Raw genomic sequence first — 14,771 nt, forward strand, 5'->3', positions numbered from 1 at the left:
ATGACGTCGACACCGGAGTTCGGGCGCGGCTCGGGGATCTTCCGGCGCAAGCCCATCGAGGACATCTCGGACGAGCGGGAGACCGACCTCCATCGGTCCCTCGGGTTGTGGCAGCTGACCGCGATCGGGGTCGGCGGCATCATCGGCGCGGGCATCTTCGCGCTGGCCGGGGCGGTGGCCCACGAGACCGCGGGACCGGCCGTGCTGATCTCGTTCCTGGTGGCCGGCATCGCCAGCGCGGCGGCGGCGCTGTCCTACGCCGAGTTCGCCGGGATGATCCCCAAGGCCGGGTCCGCCTACACGTACGGCTACGTGGTGCTCGGCGAGATCGTCGGCTGGTTCATCGGCTGGGACCTGCTGCTGGAGTACACCGCGATCGTCTCGGTGGTGGCGATCGGCATCTCCGGCTACTTCGGATTCCTGATGGGTGAGCTCGGCGTCGACCTGCCGGCCTGGATGCTGGGCGCGCCCGGAACCGGGGACGGTCATGTGGTCGACCTGTTCGCGGTCGTGCTCTGCCTGCTCATCGCGTACCTGCTGAATCGTGGGATCCGCTTCGCCGCGCGCGCCGAGACCGCCATCGTCGTACTCAAGATCGCGGTGGTCCTCGTCGTCGTGGTGGTCGGCTTCTTCTATGTGCGGTCGGCCAACTACCGCCCGTTCTTCCCGTTCGGCGTGAGCGGGGCGATCACCGGCGCGGCCACCGTGTTCTTCGCGGTCTTCGGGTACGACGCGATGAGTACCGCCGCCGAGGAGTCCAAGGACGCGCGGCGCCACCTGCCCAAGGCCATCCTCTACTCGCTGGCCGTCTCGATGGTGCTGTACGTGCTGGCCACGCTGGTGCTGACCGGCATGCAGAACTACCGGGACATCGACCCGGAGAGCGGCTTCTCGTCGGCCTTCGCCTCGGTCGGGCTGACCGGGCTGGCCGACGTGATCGCGGTCGGGGCGATCATCGGCATCCTCACCGTGATGTTCACCTTCATGCTGGGCGTCACCCGGATCTGGTACTCGATGAGCCGCGACGGCCTGCTGCCGTCCTGGTTCGCCAAGCTGCACCCGCGGCGCCGGGTGCCGTCCCGGGTCACCTGGATCGCCGGCGTCGTCTCGGCGGTCATCGCCGGCTTCCTGCCCATCGAGGAGGCCGCCGAGCTGACCAACATCGGCATCCTGCTGGCCTTCGTGGTGGTCTGCGTCGCGGTCATCGTGCTGCGCCGCCGCCGGCCGGAGATCCCGCGCACGTTCCGCCTGCCGCTGATGCCGGTGGTGCCCGCCCTCGGCGTGATCTTCTCGATCTGGCTGATCACCTTCCTCAGCCCGGTCACCTGGGTGCGCTTCGCGATCTGGTTCCTGCTGGGACTCGCCGTCTACCTGGTGTACGGCCGGAAGCACTCGCTGCTCAATGATTGAGCCATGGACTACGTGCTCTTCCCCGGCCGGCACCACCTGCTCACCCGGTTCCAGGCCGAACACCTGACCAAGCTGGGCGGAACCGTGGTGTGGGCGGTCACCTCGGCCAACCACGAGAACACCCGCCGGAACCCGGTGCCCTACCACCGGCGGGAGGCGGCGATCGAGCGGTTCAGCGTGCAGGCCGGGCTGCGGTCGGTGGTGGTGCCGGTCTTCGACACCACGCCGACCCCGCACTTCGCGTCGGTCACGCTGAAGAACATCGCGGTCGCGACCGGCCTGACCCTGACGCCGGCGAACACGGTCGTCGCGTGCTCGACCCCGGCGGTGGCCGCTCTCTACTCGTCGCTGGGCTTCGAGATCGACACCGTCGAGGCCGCGTACGACCCGCCGCCGTCGCGGCCGTGGGACGTGCTGCTGCGGCTGGCCGCCGGCGATTCCTCGTGGCGCGAGCTCGCCCACCCCGCCACGATCGACGTGTACGAGCGCTACCGCCTGGACGAGACGGTACGCACCGTGGTGAACGACCCGATCGTCGGCGACGAGGGCGGCCTCACCGCCACCCGCGACTACCGCACGTACGCCGAAGCCTTCGCCGAAGCCGCCCAACGCAAGTGGGCGCTGGTCAAGGAGCACGTCCGCCCCGGCCGGATCGTCGACATCGGCTGCGGCGCCGGCGCCCTGCTCGAGATGGCCGACCAGGAGCCGGCGCTGCGCGAGAGCGACCTGATCGGCGTCGAGGTGGCCATGCACCTCTACGACGAGTGCGTGCACAAGAAGTCGCAGGGCGTCTTCCAGAACGAGAACGTCTACTTCTACCGCCGCAACGTGCTGGGCGGCGCGGTCTTCGACCCCCGCTCGGTCGACACCACACTGACGTTCGCGCTCACCCACGAGATCTGGTCGTACGGTTCCCAGGCCGCCTCGATCCGCGCCTTCGTCCAGGCCATCTACGACCACACCGCGCCCGGCGGCGTCTGGATCAACAGCGACGTCTGCGGCCCCGACAACAAGGACCGCACGGTCCGCCTTCGCTTGGAAGAAAGCACGCGCGCCCTGTTCGACCGATTCGCCACCGACTACACGTTCCCCTTCTCGTACACCACCGACGGCGCCGACACCGTGATCCTCCGCCTGGCCGACGCCATGGACTTCCTGACCCGCAAGGACTACCTGGACAACTGGGAGTCCGAGACCCAGGAGCAGTTCTGCGGCCTGGAGTTCGCCGACTGGAAACAGCTGCTCACCGACGCCGGCTTCGAGATCGACCCGGCCAGCCACGCCTACCGCAACACCTGGATCATCGACAACCGCATAGCCCCCGTCGCATCCCTCACCACCCCCGACGGCACGCCCTTGGACTGGCCCGACACCCACGTCCTGTTCATCGCCCGCCGCCCCTTGAACACCTGAGCCGGGCGGCGCCCGTCCGCATCTGCCGCCACGACGGGGTCCACGTTGGAGGGACAGGGGCGGCGAACGTGAACCGGACGATGTAGCATCTTACGGTCATGGACGACCGCGACGTTCCCCCTGGAATCGACACCAGTCGGATGCACCCCGCGCGCCGGTACGACTACCTGCTGGGCGGCAAGGACAACTTCGAGGCCGACCGCGCCAACGCCGAGATGCTCACCAAGATCTTCCCGGCGGCCCGGGTCGCCGCGGTCGAGAATCGCCGCTTCCTCCGGCGCGCGGTCACCATGCTGGCCCGCGAGGCCGGCGTCCGCCAGTTCCTCGACATCGGCGCCGGCCTGCCCACCTCGCCCAACGTCCACGAGATCGCGCAGGGCATCGCCCCCGACGCGCGGGTGGTCTATGTGGACAACGACCCGATGGTCCTGGCCCACGCCCGCGCCCTGCTCACCAGCTCCCCCGAGGGCGCCACCGCCTACGTCGACGCCGACCTGCGCGACCCCGACAAGATCCTCAACGGCAAGGACCTCTGGGGTACGCTCGACCGCTCCCGCCCCGTCGCCCTGCTGCTGGTTGCGATCATGCACTTCATCACCGACGACATGAACCCGTACGGCATAGTCCGCCACTACGTCGACGCCATGCCCCCGGGCAGCTACCTGGTCATGTCCAACGGCACCCTGGACGCCCTCCCGCCCGACAAGGCCGCCGAGCTGCGCGAGGCGTTCGCCCGCGGCAACGAGCCGGCCGCGCCACGCACCAAGGCCGAGTTCGCCCGCTTCTTCGAGACCCTCGACCTGCTCGACCCGGGCATCGTCACGGCCACCGACTGGCGCCCCGACGACGACCCGGCGACGCGCCCCGGCCCGGCCGAAGCAGCCGTCTACGCCGCCGTGGCCCGCATCCCGTAGCGACATATACCTCATAGGCGACAACCGTTGCGAATCGGCGTCGTTAGTTGAAGCGGTATTCACTAACGAAGGGTTGATCCATCCATGGAAACCGATCGAAGCGGCAGGCACGGCAGACGGCTCAGACTGACAGCGCGGATCCTGAGCTTCGGCGACCGGGTCGGCAAACGCATCCGGCGCCTGCGGCAAGGCCCGGACGCGTCCCCGGATGAGACCTGGGCACTGGAGCAAGCCGCTCTCGCACTCGGGGGGCGGGCGGACACCCCTGAGCACTGGCGAGACCTCTTGGGGCGACACCTCCTCAAGGAGTTGAGCCGTCTCAGAAGCACGTTCTTGCTCGAGAATCGCACGGTCTACTCGTCCTGGACGGACGCGGAAAGGCTTTCGCTCAGCTCGGCCCAGGCCCGAAGGGCCGTCGAGGACGGACTGACGCATCTGAAGAAGCAGGTCCTCCCCCGTCGGATCCCGGCGGTGCTGACCCGTGCCACGATCTTGATCCTGGTCGCCGCGGACGCCGCGCTGACCACACCCCCGCACTCGCTGCCCGGAGACTTCCCGCGTCCGCGGACAGACGTATAGCAAAGCAACCGCTTCCCTTTCCTCTCGTTGCTCGTGCGGAAGAGGGGGAAGATGCGCACTTCGACCGGCCGCAAAACTCACGGCCTGAGTGGTTCGTGGCTCGGCCGCTTCCTGGTCCGAGCCACGGTTCACGTCACCACCCTTCCGGCGGTCATGGCGTTCCGTGCACGTCTGGCTTTCCGGCGGCTGATGCGCCGATGGGCCACCGCACGAGGAATCCTCGAGGCCGGTGGCATCATCACGGTGCTCGGCCTCGTCCTGGTCGTCACGGTGGTCGCGCTCGCGATAGTCATCGTCGTCCAAGCCGTCGCGCCGGACGACGACGCGACGACAGCGCAAAGCCCCGGGCCGGGAGAGGGCACGACGTCACCGGCAGTCGCGCCAGAAGTTCGACGGACTTCCGGCCCACCACCTTCAGCGGCCCCGACCAGTCCGCAGCCGACTTCCAGGGTCGCGTCGAGGGATGCCGGACTGCGCCGAATCCTAACCATGGCCGGCGCCGCGAATGTGCGGCCCACAACCGTGAGCTCACGCGGCCGGCCGGTGGCCGGGGTCGCCGTCACCGCTGACCTCGGTCCTGCGTCGGCGCGAGTTCTCCTGCACGTCGACGGCACCGCGACCGCTCTGGATCTCACCGTGGTCGCGGGCGACAACTCGTCCTGCAGCTGGACGTTCACCGGCGCCGGGAGCTTGACCGTGTCGGCTTCGTGGGGGACGCGAACCCGAGCTCGGGTGCGCCCGGACGGCGACTCCCAGGTGTCGCTCACCGTTCGCGCGAGGGCCGGCTCGCACCGGTCATGCGTGGTCACGGACGCCAGGCCGGTTCGTGACGGCCGGCCGGCACCGACCGCCGCCGTGCGTCCATCCTCGGTCGAGCCATCCCGTGCCGAGCCCACGACGACGGCCGGTGCAGATCCCCCGGATCCAGCCGTCTCGCCATGCCCCGGCATCAGCCTCGCGGGACTCTGCGCGGGAGTTGGGGCGATGACCGACGTGGTGAAACCTGGGCCGGCAACCTCCCCGAACGGGTGATCAGCGCGGCGGCGACAACCGCGAGGGCCGGCAGGAGGGCGTACCCGGCGAACGACAGCACGACCACCACCGCGACGCCGGCGGTTGCCGCGATCCAACGCCGGACGCCGCGGAGGAGGCGGACCGCGGCGGCCATGCAGCCGAGGTAGACGGCCAGGAAGAAGGTCGTCGCGACGGTGACGGCGCCGGTGACCGGGAGATGGCCGAGACCCGAGAAGGTGAGCTCGACCGCCGCGACCGCGACCACCACGATGAAGAACCAGCGTGCGCCGGCCATCGCCACGCCGCCGGACAGGTAGGCGTTGGCGGTGCCGATGGTGAGGACCACGGCGCCGGCGGCGGCCACGGCGGGGCCGGCCGCGCCCAGCGGGAAGGCGAGCAGGGTGGCGAAGGGAACGTCGGTGGTCGCGGCCGTGCCGATGGTCACGGCGGCCAGCGCCAGGTAGACGACCGCGGTGATCGCGAAGGCGATGGCGATGACCCGCGGGAGCCGGCGGCGCGGATCGGCGAAGCGGTCGGTGAGCGGGGCGATCGCCTCCCAGCCGACGAAGGAGAGCATCAGCACGACCGCCGCGTCGCCGATCGCGGGCCAGCCGTGCGGGGCGAACGGGGTCCAGTTCGTCGCCGACATGGAAGGGGCGGCGCCGACGATCGCGATCAGGACCACCACGATGAGTACGCCGACCAGCACGAGTTGCACCGACGTTGACGTGTGCACCCCGCGGGACGTCAGGGCCAGGACGACGAGCAGCAGAAGCCCTCCGGCCAGTGCCGTCCCGGCGGGCCCCAGCCCGAGGTAGGCCGCGCCCATCTGGCACACCACGGGCGCGCCGCTGATGATGCCGGCCAGGAAGCACCAGCCGACCGCCCGGCCGGCCCGGTCGCCGAGACCGCGCCGCACGTAACCGGCCACTCCCCCGGGCGACGGGCCGAGCATCGCGAACACGGCCGCGACCAGGCCGGAGAGGACGAGCAGGCCGGCCCAGGCGAGGATCGACGCGGGGCCGGCGGTGGCGGCGGCCAGGCCGGGCAGCACGAGCAGGCCGGGGCCGAGCAGGGCGCCGACGTACAGCGCGACGCCCCTGGTGGCGGAGATCGACATGACGCAATCATCGCGAGATCGCCGCCGCACACGATGGCAAAGTGCGTGGCCTCAGGCATGACCGCGCAATAATGTTGCGATGATCGCCTTCGATACGACAGATCGTGCCATCCTCGACCGGCTGCAGGCCGACGGCCGGATCGCCAACATCGACCTGGCGCAGGCGGTGTCGCTGTCGCCGTCGGCGTGCCTGCGCCGGCTGCGCGCCCTGGAGCAGGACGGGGTGATCGCCGGCTACCGGGCCGAACTCGACCGGGCCCGGCTCGGGCTGGATCTGACGATCTTCGTCGAGCTCCAGGTGCAGGGCCACTCGCAGCAGACGTCGCAGGCGATCGAGGCGGCGATGATGGCGATCCCGTCGGTGGTCGCCTGCCACCTCATCTCCGGCCCGGCCGACCTTCTGCTCGAGGTCGCGGCGTCGTCCCTGGCCGCCTACGAACGCATCCTGCTGGAGCAGATCCTGGCCGTCCCGTCGGTGGTGAACGCCCGCAGCACCTTCGCCATCCGTACGGTCAAGACCCGCGGCCCGCTGCCCCTCGACCACCTGCCTCGGGAGCGCTGATGACCACCGACCATGAGGAGATCGCCGAGATCGTCCGCGTCTTTTTCGCGGCGTTCTCGACCGAGGACGGCGTAACTGAGCGCATGACCGCCTTGCGGTACCTGTTCCTGCCGGCGGCAATCATCATCCGGACCTGCGGCGGCGAGCCCACGATCTACGGCGTGGAGTCCTTCATCGCGCCGCGCGAGCGCATGCTGACCGACGGCACGCTCACCGATTTCCGCGAGTGGGCCGAGGACGGCCACACCGACCTCTACGGCGACATCGCCCACCACTTCTGCGCCTACGGCAAGACCGGTGGCCGGGGCATGAAGTCCCTCCAACTGGTCCGCACCGGCGCCGGTTGGCGCATCAGCGCGGCCGCCTGGGACGACGAACGCGAACCGCTCTAGTCTGGACGGATGTGGGTCATCGAGCTGAGTTTCACACCGGGCGACGAGCAACGGCTGGCCGCGCGGCCGGCCCATCGAGAGGTGCTGGCCAGGCTGCATGAGCAGGGCGTGGTGAAGGCGGCCGGGCCGTTCGCCGACGAGACCGGGGCGTACATCGTGCTGGATGTGCCGGACCGGGCGGCGGCCGACGCGGTGGTCGCCGCCGACCCCTACTACCGTGCGTCGGGTGTGACCGTCGCGTCGCTGCGGGAGTGGACCACGGTCATCTCTTCTTTCTAGTCGGCGGCATCGGGCGACTGGCCTCCCAGACCCGGCGCCAGGAGCCGTTCGGGACGACCGCCCGCGGGCCCTCGGCCGGGGCCGAGTCGGTGGAGGCGATCTCGAGCGGGCCGGTCGGCAGGGACAGTTCACCCTTGGCCTGGGCGCGCAGCGAGCCGTACCAGCCGAGCTCGTCCTCGGCCCAGAGCCGGGCGAGCGCGCTCATCATCCGGGCGTGCAGCGCGCGGGCGCCCTCGTTGGGCTCGGGGTGGATCGGCTTGCCGTACCGGACCACCACGCGGTGTTGACCGGGCCGCCAGTTGACGTCGCGGGGCATGGCCGCGAACGTGCCGCGGAGCACCACCGGGACCATCGGCACCCGGCGCTGGACGCACAGGTGGGCCGGGCCGAGGCGGGGCGGCGTCATCCAGCCGTCCTCGCTGCGGGTGCCCTCCGGGAAGAGCAGCAGGCTCCAGCCGTCGGCCAGCAGCTGTGGCGCCAGGCTGCGGCGGCGGTCGGAGCCGCGGCGTTCGATCGGGAACGCGTTGAACACCACGGCCGTGATGACGGCGGCCCACTTCTTGTCGAAGAAGTAGTCGGCCGCCGCGCCGACGGCCAACCGGCGGCGCAGCCGGGTGGGCACCGAGCCGATGATCAGCGGGGCGTCCAGGTGGCTGCTGTGGTTGGCCACGAACACCACCGGGCCGTCCAGATTGTCCAGGTGGTCCAGCCCCTCGACATCCGGCTTGACCGTGTTCCAGGTGACCGGCTTGAGCAGCCCGGTCTGGATCACCTGCCGGGCCGCCTGCACCACGGGGGTTCGCGCCCAGTTGGTGCCGAACGGGCTGGGCCGGGTCACGATCTCGTGGGGCTGCGCGGTCCGCGGCGTACGCGCGCGTCCTTGAATGTCCCTCGACTGGCGCAGCAGCTGCCAGTCGCTGCGCAGCCCGCCGAACCACCGCCGCTTCATCGCACGTCCGCCATGGAGAGCGGCGGGGTGTGTTGATAGGTGATCGTCGGGCTGCTGCCGACCCGCTCGCGGGCCATCTCCAGCGCGTCGTTGAGGGTGGACGCCGAGCGGAAGCCCATCCGCGCGGTGGTCTTCCGGTCGCCGCCGACGAAGATCACGTCACCCAGGTGCTCCAGGGCGTGTGCGCCCCAGTACCACATGTAGAGCGGGTGCACGCCGTGGTAGGCGTAGCTGTTCCGGTACAGGTGGATGTACCACGGGTCGGTGGCGAACTGCTCCTCGAACTTCGTCTCGATCGCCACCGGGTCGGTGGTCTCGGCCAGCACCTCTTCGAAGAAGTCGATGTAGCTCGGGTGGTGCACCGAGTGGAACTCGTTCTGCACCGGGTGGTAGATGATCGCCACCCCGCCCGGCCGGACGATCGGCTGGTTGCGGTAGAGGTTGAAGAAGTACCCGAGGCTCAGGCTCATCACCAGGATCGGGTTCATGATCGAGTTGACGTTGTACGGGCAGATGTAGGGCAGGCCCCAGATGCCGATGTCGGACGGCCCGTTCACCTCGGTGAGCTGCTGACGCAGCACGTTCTTCATGGTGATCGGGTGCACCTCGGCCGGGTCGCCGGCGTGCACCCCGGTGATGCCGTACGGCGCCGCGGTCTTGTGCCAGATCTGCCGGCGCTTGGCCGGCGGCACCAGGTCGTTGGCCCGCTTGACGGCCAGGAACGAGGCCTGGTCCTTGAGGTTCCACTCCCATTCCCGCTTGTTCAGGAAGTCGAGCTGCTTCGGGAACAGGTTGTTGTTGACCGTCGTCTCGATCTGGAAGATGTTGACGTTCGACGCGAGCAGTTCGGCCATGCGGTTGTACGAGTGGTGCATCGCGCTGTTCGGCGGGTCGTTGAACGACTTCGAGTTACGCAGCGTGTGCACGTTGTGGTGGTGCTTGAGGCTGCGGTACGAGGCCAGCCCCACGGACACCGACTTGGGGCCGCCACTCATCGCCGTGAGGTTCACGTTCACGTACACGATGAGGTCGCTCTCCGCCGCCCGGCGGTTGATCTCGACCACCTCGCCGTGCCGGGTGTGCCCGATCTCGAGCAGGTTCTCGCGGTCTTCGGCGTCGTGGTTCTTCAGGTGGTCCGGGAAGAACGAACGGTAGACCCGGTCGCCGACGGTGCGCTTGAGCTCGGCCGGGGTCATCCGCCGATGCAGGGCGTTGCCGGCGATCAGCTCGACGTCGTCCACGCCCTTGCCGGCGGCCAGCTCGAGCACCTGCTCGATGATCCGCTGCCGGACGTCCGGTGTCTGCATCGGCGGCAGCGGGATGGAGAGATCGTCGAACACGATCGTGAGGCGCATGCCGGCGTACAGCAGCTCCTCCAGCGGCGGGCGGCCGATCGGCGCGGCCAGCGCCTGCCGGATCGCCTCGTCCACGTCGCGGATGCCGGGCAGCGACTCCGGCGGATAGATCACACGGCTGCCCAGGGGCAGCTTCTCGAGGCGGAAACCCTCGCCCTCGTGCATCAGCAGTGCGGGCGTCCGCTCGTCCACCTCGAGCACGAACCCGGGCCGGCTCATCGGTCTCCCTCTTCCATTTCCATGGTCATGGTCGCTCAGGACCTGTCTCAAATTCGCGTTCGGGGCGTTATTACAGGGAATGAATTTGAGACAGGTCCTAGTCCAGTCTCGGGTTGAAGACGACCTTCGTGGAACCCAGCCGTCCGGCTGATGTTGCATGCTGAACCGCTTCGGTCCAGCGACGTAGTGAGTAAACCGCGTCGACGTAGCCGGCCAGCGGCGCGTCCTGCGCCAGGCCGATCGCGTCCGGGAAGTCTTCTCCCCCGGACGCGTACCCGCCGACGATGCTCAGCTCGCGGAGCCAGACCGGGGTGAGGTCGGCGTTCTCGTTCGGCATCCCGGCCATCACGACCGTGCCGCCGGCCTTGACCGCGCGGGTCGCCGTGGTCAGGCCGGAGCCGGAGGTGCAGTCGAACGCGACGTCGGCCCCGCCGAGCAGGAACTCTTCGCCCAGCTCGGGCTTCAGGACGAAGCCGCCGGTCTTGCGGCGCAGCGCCCGCAGCGCCCGGTCGGAGCCGATCACCTCGGTGGCGCCCAGCTCACGGGCCCGGTCACGCTGCCGCGGGTGCCGGGCGATCACCATGATCGGCCCGGCCTTGGTGAACGCGCGCAGCGCCAGCACGGTGAGCAGGCCGACCGTGCCCGCGCCGATGACCAGCACGGTCGAGTCGGACGGCACGTCGGCCCGCTTGACCGCGTGGATCGCGCAGGCCAGCGGTTCGACCAGCACGGCGATCTCGTCGCTGAGCCCGTCCGGCACGGCGTGCAGCTGGGTGCGGTGGGCCACCAGTTGCCGGCTCCAGCCGCCACCGGTGTCCTCGCAGAACCCGGTCTGGATGCCGGGGGTCAGCTTGCCGGTGGTGATGTTGTCACAGCGGCTGTGCTGGCCCATCGCGCAGTTCGGGCAGGGCTCGAGCCCGCGCGGCACGCAGCCGAGCACCGGGTCGAGCACCACCCGGGTGCCCTTGGGCAGGCCGTCCAGGTCGTCCAGGGTCTCGCCGACGACCTCGTGGCCCGGGACGAAGGGCGTCGAGATCAGGGGCGAGAGGTACGGCGAGTTGCGGCCGGTCAGCAGCCCGAGGTCGGAGCCGCAGATGCCGGACAGCAGCGGGCGCACCCGCGTCCAGCCGGCGCCGGGCAGCACCGGGTCGGGCCGCTGCACGTGCTTGAGCGGCGCCACCTTGGCCGCCACCGTGCCCGACAGCCGGCCGCCCAGCCGGGTGCCGGTGGCCATCCGCCCCGCGAAGTAGCGGCCCGGCGAGCGGTGGTATTCCAGCGCTTGTTGCTTCACCAGACCGTCTCCACCATCGAGTCGACCGCGCTCATCGTGTGTGCCGTCCAGTCGGCGACCGCCCAGCGCTTGCGGGTGGCGTGCCGGTAGAGGCGCGGATCGGGGTTGACCGCGACCGGGTTGCCGACCGCTTCCAGCAGCGGCCGGTCGGAATAACTGTCCCCGTACGCGTACGACGACGCCAGGTCCAGATCGGCGGTCTCGGCGTACTGCACCAGCCAGGCCGCCCGCGCCTCGCCGACCAGCGGTGGCCGGTCGAGGAAGCCGGTGCAGATGCCGTCGCGGACATGCAGCCGGCAGGTCACCGTCTCGTCGAAGAGCGGCGAGATCGGCTCGACCAGCACGTCCAGCGTGCCGGTGATGAGCACCGTGCGGTGCCCGGCCCGGCGGTGCTGACGGATCCGCCGGATCGCCTGGGGGTGGGCCCGGCGCAGCAGCGCGTCGCCCACCTTGTCGGCGACCACCTTGCGCAGCTCGGCCTCCTCGAAGCCCTCCCAGCGGCGCATGAAGGTGCGGATGAACTCGCCCCGGTCGTTGCGCTCGGCGCTCAGGTAGCGCGGCATCTTGCGGAGCAGGTCGACCAGCTCGCCGGCCCACTCGCCCCGCGGCAGCTCGTTGAGCTTCGCCATCAGGTACGTCTCGATCAGGTTGGAACTGACGATCGTGCCCTCGAGGTCGAAGACGGCGACCGTGCGGTTGTCACCGGTCGGGTTGACGTCCTTCGGGCCGCGGCTGCGGGACCGGCGCCGGTCCGGGCCGCGACGGCTGCCGGTGACCGCCGGGAAGTGGATCTCCCGCAGGTAGACGCCCCAGTCGATGTCGGCCGGGTCGAAGCCACCCGGCGCGGCCTCCTCGGGCGTCAGGCTGTGGTGCAGGGCCAGCAGCTTGTCGGTGCGGTAGACGGCCTCGTTCTGCACGTAGTCGCCGTACAGGTCGGCGAGCCGGCGCAGCGCGTCGGTCTCTTCCCGGGTGGTGGTCAGGTCGTCCTGCCAGCGCCGGGCGCGGCTGCTGTGCCCGGCCCGGAGCAGGGCGTCCTGGGCCAGGTCGAGCAGCTTCTCGCCGGTCCGCAGCATCCGGTCGGCCCGGGAGAAACCGGGGAACTCCCAGGTCGGCGGGATCACGTGACCGTAGGAGCCGTCGGTCATCGGGTTCTCGGTGAAGTACCGGTGCAGGTGCTCGTACATCTCGCGGAACGTGAGCGGGTTGCGGTCGCCCGAGCTCACGTGCAGGTAGTGGGGATCATCGGGCTCGGACGGACGCATCGCCGCGGCGAGCACCGCGCTGACCACCATGTCGACCGGGATCACGTCGAGGATGCCGTCCGGGCGGCCGGGGAACTCCGAGAGCTGGCCGCGGCCATAGGCCAGGATCAGCGGCTCGGCCATCTTGAAACCCTGGATCCAGCCCGGGTACGGGTAGCGCAGCGCGCTCTCCACGATCGCCGGCCGGACCACGGTCAGCGGCCGCTTGCCGGTCAGCAGGGTCTCGGCCACCCGCTCGCCCAGCGCCTTGGTGAACGTGTAGACGTCGTGCCAGCCGGCCACCTTGGCCCGCAGCCGGCCATGTTCGACCAGCTGCTTCTCGACCCACTCGTGGCGACGGGCCTCGGCCGCGACCGCCGTCGAGCGCGGGCCGGACTTGCCGTGCACCTTCTTGGCCTCGGCGAACAGGCCACGCAGCACGGCCGGGCGGCGCGAGTCGGCCTCGCTGAACGCCCGGGCCGCCTCGGCCGCGGCCAGCTCGGCCTTCCAGTCGACGTCGTGTTTCAGCGACAGCTCGGGAACCGGGCCGTGGTGCACGCCATTGACGTACGCGGTCGAGACGTGCACGACATGCGGATTTCCGCCGGAGCGCAGCACCGCTTCGTACAGGTCGCGGACGCCCTGCACGTTGGTGCGGAACGCCTCGTCGACGGGCGGGTCGAAGGAGACCGTGGACGCGCCGTGCACCAGCGCGGTCAGGTCGTCGGGCAGGGTCAGGTCCTTGTTGCCGAGGTCGGCGTCGAGCACGCTGACCCTGGCCGCGACCTCAGCGGCCGCCGCCTCAGCGCCGACCCGGTCACGCCAGGACTTGAAGACCGGCTGGCGGAGCAGCCGGTCGACGCGTTCCTGCGCGGTCGTGCCTGTGCGGCCGCGCACCAGGAGCGTGACGCGCAGCCGTGGATAGCTGGCCAGGACGCGCTCCAGCACCGCCTGGCCGAGGAAGCCTGTCGCCCCCGTCAGGAGCAGGTGTCCGGCCTGCTCATGCCCCTCGGCCTGATCGATCTTCCCCAATGTCCACCTTACCGAAAAGGCCTGCTTAGACGTTGATCATCGGCAATGACGATTACGTTACCCGATGCCTGAGCTCACATCGCGCGACGAGATCGACAGACTTCACGAGTCAGGCGTCGCGCCATCGCTCGGGGTCGGCCAGCATCTCGTTCATCGATCCGGAGCGGAACGGCTCCACCGCCATTGGTGTGCCGTCGAAGCCCGCCTGCTCGACGGTCCGCCGTACCTCCTCGTCACCTCGCGCCTGGCCGACCAGCCTCGCATCAACCTCGACCCGCACGCTATCGCCAAGATCACGCACGCGCAGGTCTCGTACCCCGTGCGGGGTAAGGACGCGGCGCAACTCGCGTTCGGCCCGCTCGACCCGGTTCAGCCGGGCGGGAGTGATGGACAAACCGTAGGCGATCCGGCTGGACAGGCATGCAGCGGCAGGCTTGTCCCACGTGTTGAGAGACCAGGACCGGGCGATCTCCCGCACCGCGGCCTTGTCCAGACCAGCGTCCGCCAGCGGAGTACGCGCACCGCGCTCGGCCGCCGCCCGGATGCCGGGACGGAAACCGGCCGCCAGGTCGGAGGCGTTGGTGCCGACCGCGACGCTGTCGAAATGTTCCTCCCGGGCCAGCGCGGCCGCCGCGTCGAGGAGCGTGCTCTTGCAGAAGTAGCAGCGGGTCGGACCGTTCTCCCGGTAACCGGCCACCGCCATCTCGTCGGTCTCGACCATGCGGTGCTCGACACCGAGCCCCGCACAGAACTCATCGGCGAAGGCGACCTCGGCCGCGGGCACAGCCGGTGACACGGCGGTGACGGCGATCACCCGCTCGCCGCCGAGAGCACGGGCGGCGGCGGCGACCACGACACTAGAGTCGACGCCGCCGGAGAAAGCAACCAGCGTGCGGCCGTACCCGGCGATGTCGTCGAGCATCTTGCCCAGGGCGGGCGTGACGACCACGGTGCAACTCCTATCGAGACGGGGAGCGATGGCTCAAGCTAACCACCAGGGG

General features: G+C 70.0%; 13 protein-coding genes. 7 read left to right on the forward strand and 6 right to left on the reverse strand.

Annotated elements, in window-relative coordinates; genetic code table 11:
* The 4 genes from AB0M54_RS14665 to AB0M54_RS14680 all read left to right on the forward strand — a co-directional run bounded on the left by AB0M54_RS14665 (position 1) and on the right by AB0M54_RS14680 (position 4,316).
* Positions 1-1,410, forward strand: a complete 1,410-nt coding sequence (locus AB0M54_RS14665; RefSeq protein ID WP_364333930.1) for an amino acid permease — start codon at positions 1-3, stop codon at positions 1,408-1,410.
* Positions 1,411-1,413: 3 nt separating this feature from the next.
* Entirely contained in the window at positions 1,414-2,823 is a 1,410-nt protein-coding gene (locus AB0M54_RS14670) for a class I SAM-dependent methyltransferase (RefSeq protein ID WP_364471398.1), read from the forward strand.
* 98 nt (positions 2,824-2,921) lie between these two features.
* On the forward strand, positions 2,922-3,737 hold the full coding sequence (locus AB0M54_RS14675; protein WP_364333924.1) for an SAM-dependent methyltransferase: 816 nt from the start codon (positions 2,922-2,924) through the stop codon (positions 3,735-3,737).
* A gap of 333 nt (positions 3,738-4,070) precedes the next feature.
* On the forward strand, positions 4,071-4,316 hold the full coding sequence (locus tag AB0M54_RS14680) for a hypothetical protein (protein WP_364471401.1): 246 nt from the start codon (positions 4,071-4,073) through the stop codon (positions 4,314-4,316).
* A 949-nt stretch (positions 4,317-5,265) separates the two neighbouring features.
* Here the strand turns inward: AB0M54_RS14680 and AB0M54_RS14685 are convergent.
* A complete protein-coding gene (locus AB0M54_RS14685) occupies positions 5,266-6,450 on the reverse strand; it encodes an amino acid permease (RefSeq protein ID WP_364333918.1) in 1,185 nt (394 codons plus the stop codon).
* A 79-nt stretch (positions 6,451-6,529) separates the two neighbouring features.
* Between AB0M54_RS14685 and AB0M54_RS14690 the strand changes: the two genes are divergently transcribed.
* The 3 genes from AB0M54_RS14690 to AB0M54_RS14700 are packed head-to-tail and all read left to right on the forward strand — an operon-like array spanning position 6,530 to position 7,683.
* Complete coding sequence (locus AB0M54_RS14690) at positions 6,530-7,012, forward strand: Lrp/AsnC family transcriptional regulator (RefSeq protein WP_364471404.1); 483 nt, start codon at positions 6,530-6,532, stop codon at positions 7,010-7,012.
* Positions 7,012-7,404: a DUF4440 domain-containing protein gene (locus tag AB0M54_RS14695; protein WP_364471407.1), complete on the forward strand. Its 393-nt coding sequence runs from the start codon at positions 7,012-7,014 to the stop codon at positions 7,402-7,404. The genes AB0M54_RS14690 and AB0M54_RS14695 overlap by 1 nt, the downstream gene beginning before the upstream one ends.
* 9 nt (positions 7,405-7,413) lie before the next feature.
* Positions 7,414-7,683: a YciI family protein gene (locus AB0M54_RS14700; protein WP_364333909.1), complete on the forward strand. Its 270-nt coding sequence runs from the start codon at positions 7,414-7,416 to the stop codon at positions 7,681-7,683.
* On the opposite strand, the gene AB0M54_RS14705 is transcribed toward AB0M54_RS14700, so the two are convergent.
* The 5 genes from AB0M54_RS14705 to larE all read right to left on the reverse strand — a co-directional run bounded on the left by AB0M54_RS14705 (position 7,667) and on the right by larE (position 14,719).
* Positions 7,667-8,632, reverse strand: a complete 966-nt coding sequence (locus AB0M54_RS14705; protein WP_364333906.1) for a lysophospholipid acyltransferase family protein — start codon at positions 8,630-8,632, stop codon at positions 7,667-7,669. The two genes, AB0M54_RS14700 and AB0M54_RS14705, sit on opposite strands and share 17 nt — an antisense overlap.
* The gene (locus AB0M54_RS14710) at positions 8,629-10,206 is read right to left on the reverse strand and encodes a lactate racemase domain-containing protein (RefSeq protein WP_364471410.1); all 1,578 of its coding nucleotides are present in this window, start codon (positions 10,204-10,206) and stop codon (positions 8,629-8,631) included. Before AB0M54_RS14710 ends, AB0M54_RS14705 begins: the two co-directional genes overlap by 4 nt.
* Before the next feature lie 97 nt (positions 10,207-10,303).
* On the reverse strand, positions 10,304-11,497 hold the full coding sequence (locus tag AB0M54_RS14715) for a zinc-binding dehydrogenase (RefSeq protein ID WP_364333900.1): 1,194 nt from the start codon (positions 11,495-11,497) through the stop codon (positions 10,304-10,306).
* Positions 11,494-13,770 (reverse strand): HAD-IB family hydrolase, encoded by a 2,277-nt coding sequence (locus AB0M54_RS14720; protein WP_364471413.1) that lies wholly within the window; start codon positions 13,768-13,770, stop codon positions 11,494-11,496. The genes AB0M54_RS14715 and AB0M54_RS14720 overlap by 4 nt, the downstream gene beginning before the upstream one ends.
* Before the next feature lie 109 nt (positions 13,771-13,879).
* Positions 13,880-14,719, reverse strand: coding sequence for an ATP-dependent sacrificial sulfur transferase LarE (gene larE / locus AB0M54_RS14725; RefSeq protein WP_364334279.1), 840 nt, complete (start codon positions 14,717-14,719; stop codon positions 13,880-13,882).
* Between the last annotated feature and the right edge of the window lie 52 nt (positions 14,720-14,771).

This window comes from Actinoplanes sp. NPDC051470 (assembly GCF_040682035.1).
Lineage (GTDB): Bacteria > Actinomycetota > Actinomycetes > Mycobacteriales > Micromonosporaceae > Actinoplanes.

Coding starts and splice junctions, on each gene's coding strand:
- AB0M54_RS14670 (WP_364471398.1), top strand. CDS start 1,414: ATGGACTACGTGCTCTTCCCCGGCCGGCACCACCTGCTCACCCGGTTC.
- AB0M54_RS14700 (WP_364333909.1), top strand. CDS start 7,414: ATGTGGGTCATCGAGCTGAGTTTCACACCGGGCGACGAGCAACGGCTG.
- AB0M54_RS14705 (WP_364333906.1), bottom strand. CDS start 8,632: ATGAAGCGGCGGTGGTTCGGCGGGCTGCGCAGCGACTGGCAGCTGCTG.
- AB0M54_RS14690 (WP_364471404.1), top strand. CDS start 6,530: ATGATCGCCTTCGATACGACAGATCGTGCCATCCTCGACCGGCTGCAG.
- AB0M54_RS14685 (WP_364333918.1), bottom strand. CDS start 6,450: ATGTCGATCTCCGCCACCAGGGGCGTCGCGCTGTACGTCGGCGCCCTG.
- AB0M54_RS14695 (WP_364471407.1), top strand. CDS start 7,012: ATGACCACCGACCATGAGGAGATCGCCGAGATCGTCCGCGTCTTTTTC.
- AB0M54_RS14710 (WP_364471410.1), bottom strand. CDS start 10,206: ATGAGCCGGCCCGGGTTCGTGCTCGAGGTGGACGAGCGGACGCCCGCA.
- AB0M54_RS14665 (WP_364333930.1), top strand. CDS start 1: ATGACGTCGACACCGGAGTTCGGGCGCGGCTCGGGGATCTTCCGGCGC.
- AB0M54_RS14675 (WP_364333924.1), top strand. CDS start 2,922: ATGGACGACCGCGACGTTCCCCCTGGAATCGACACCAGTCGGATGCAC.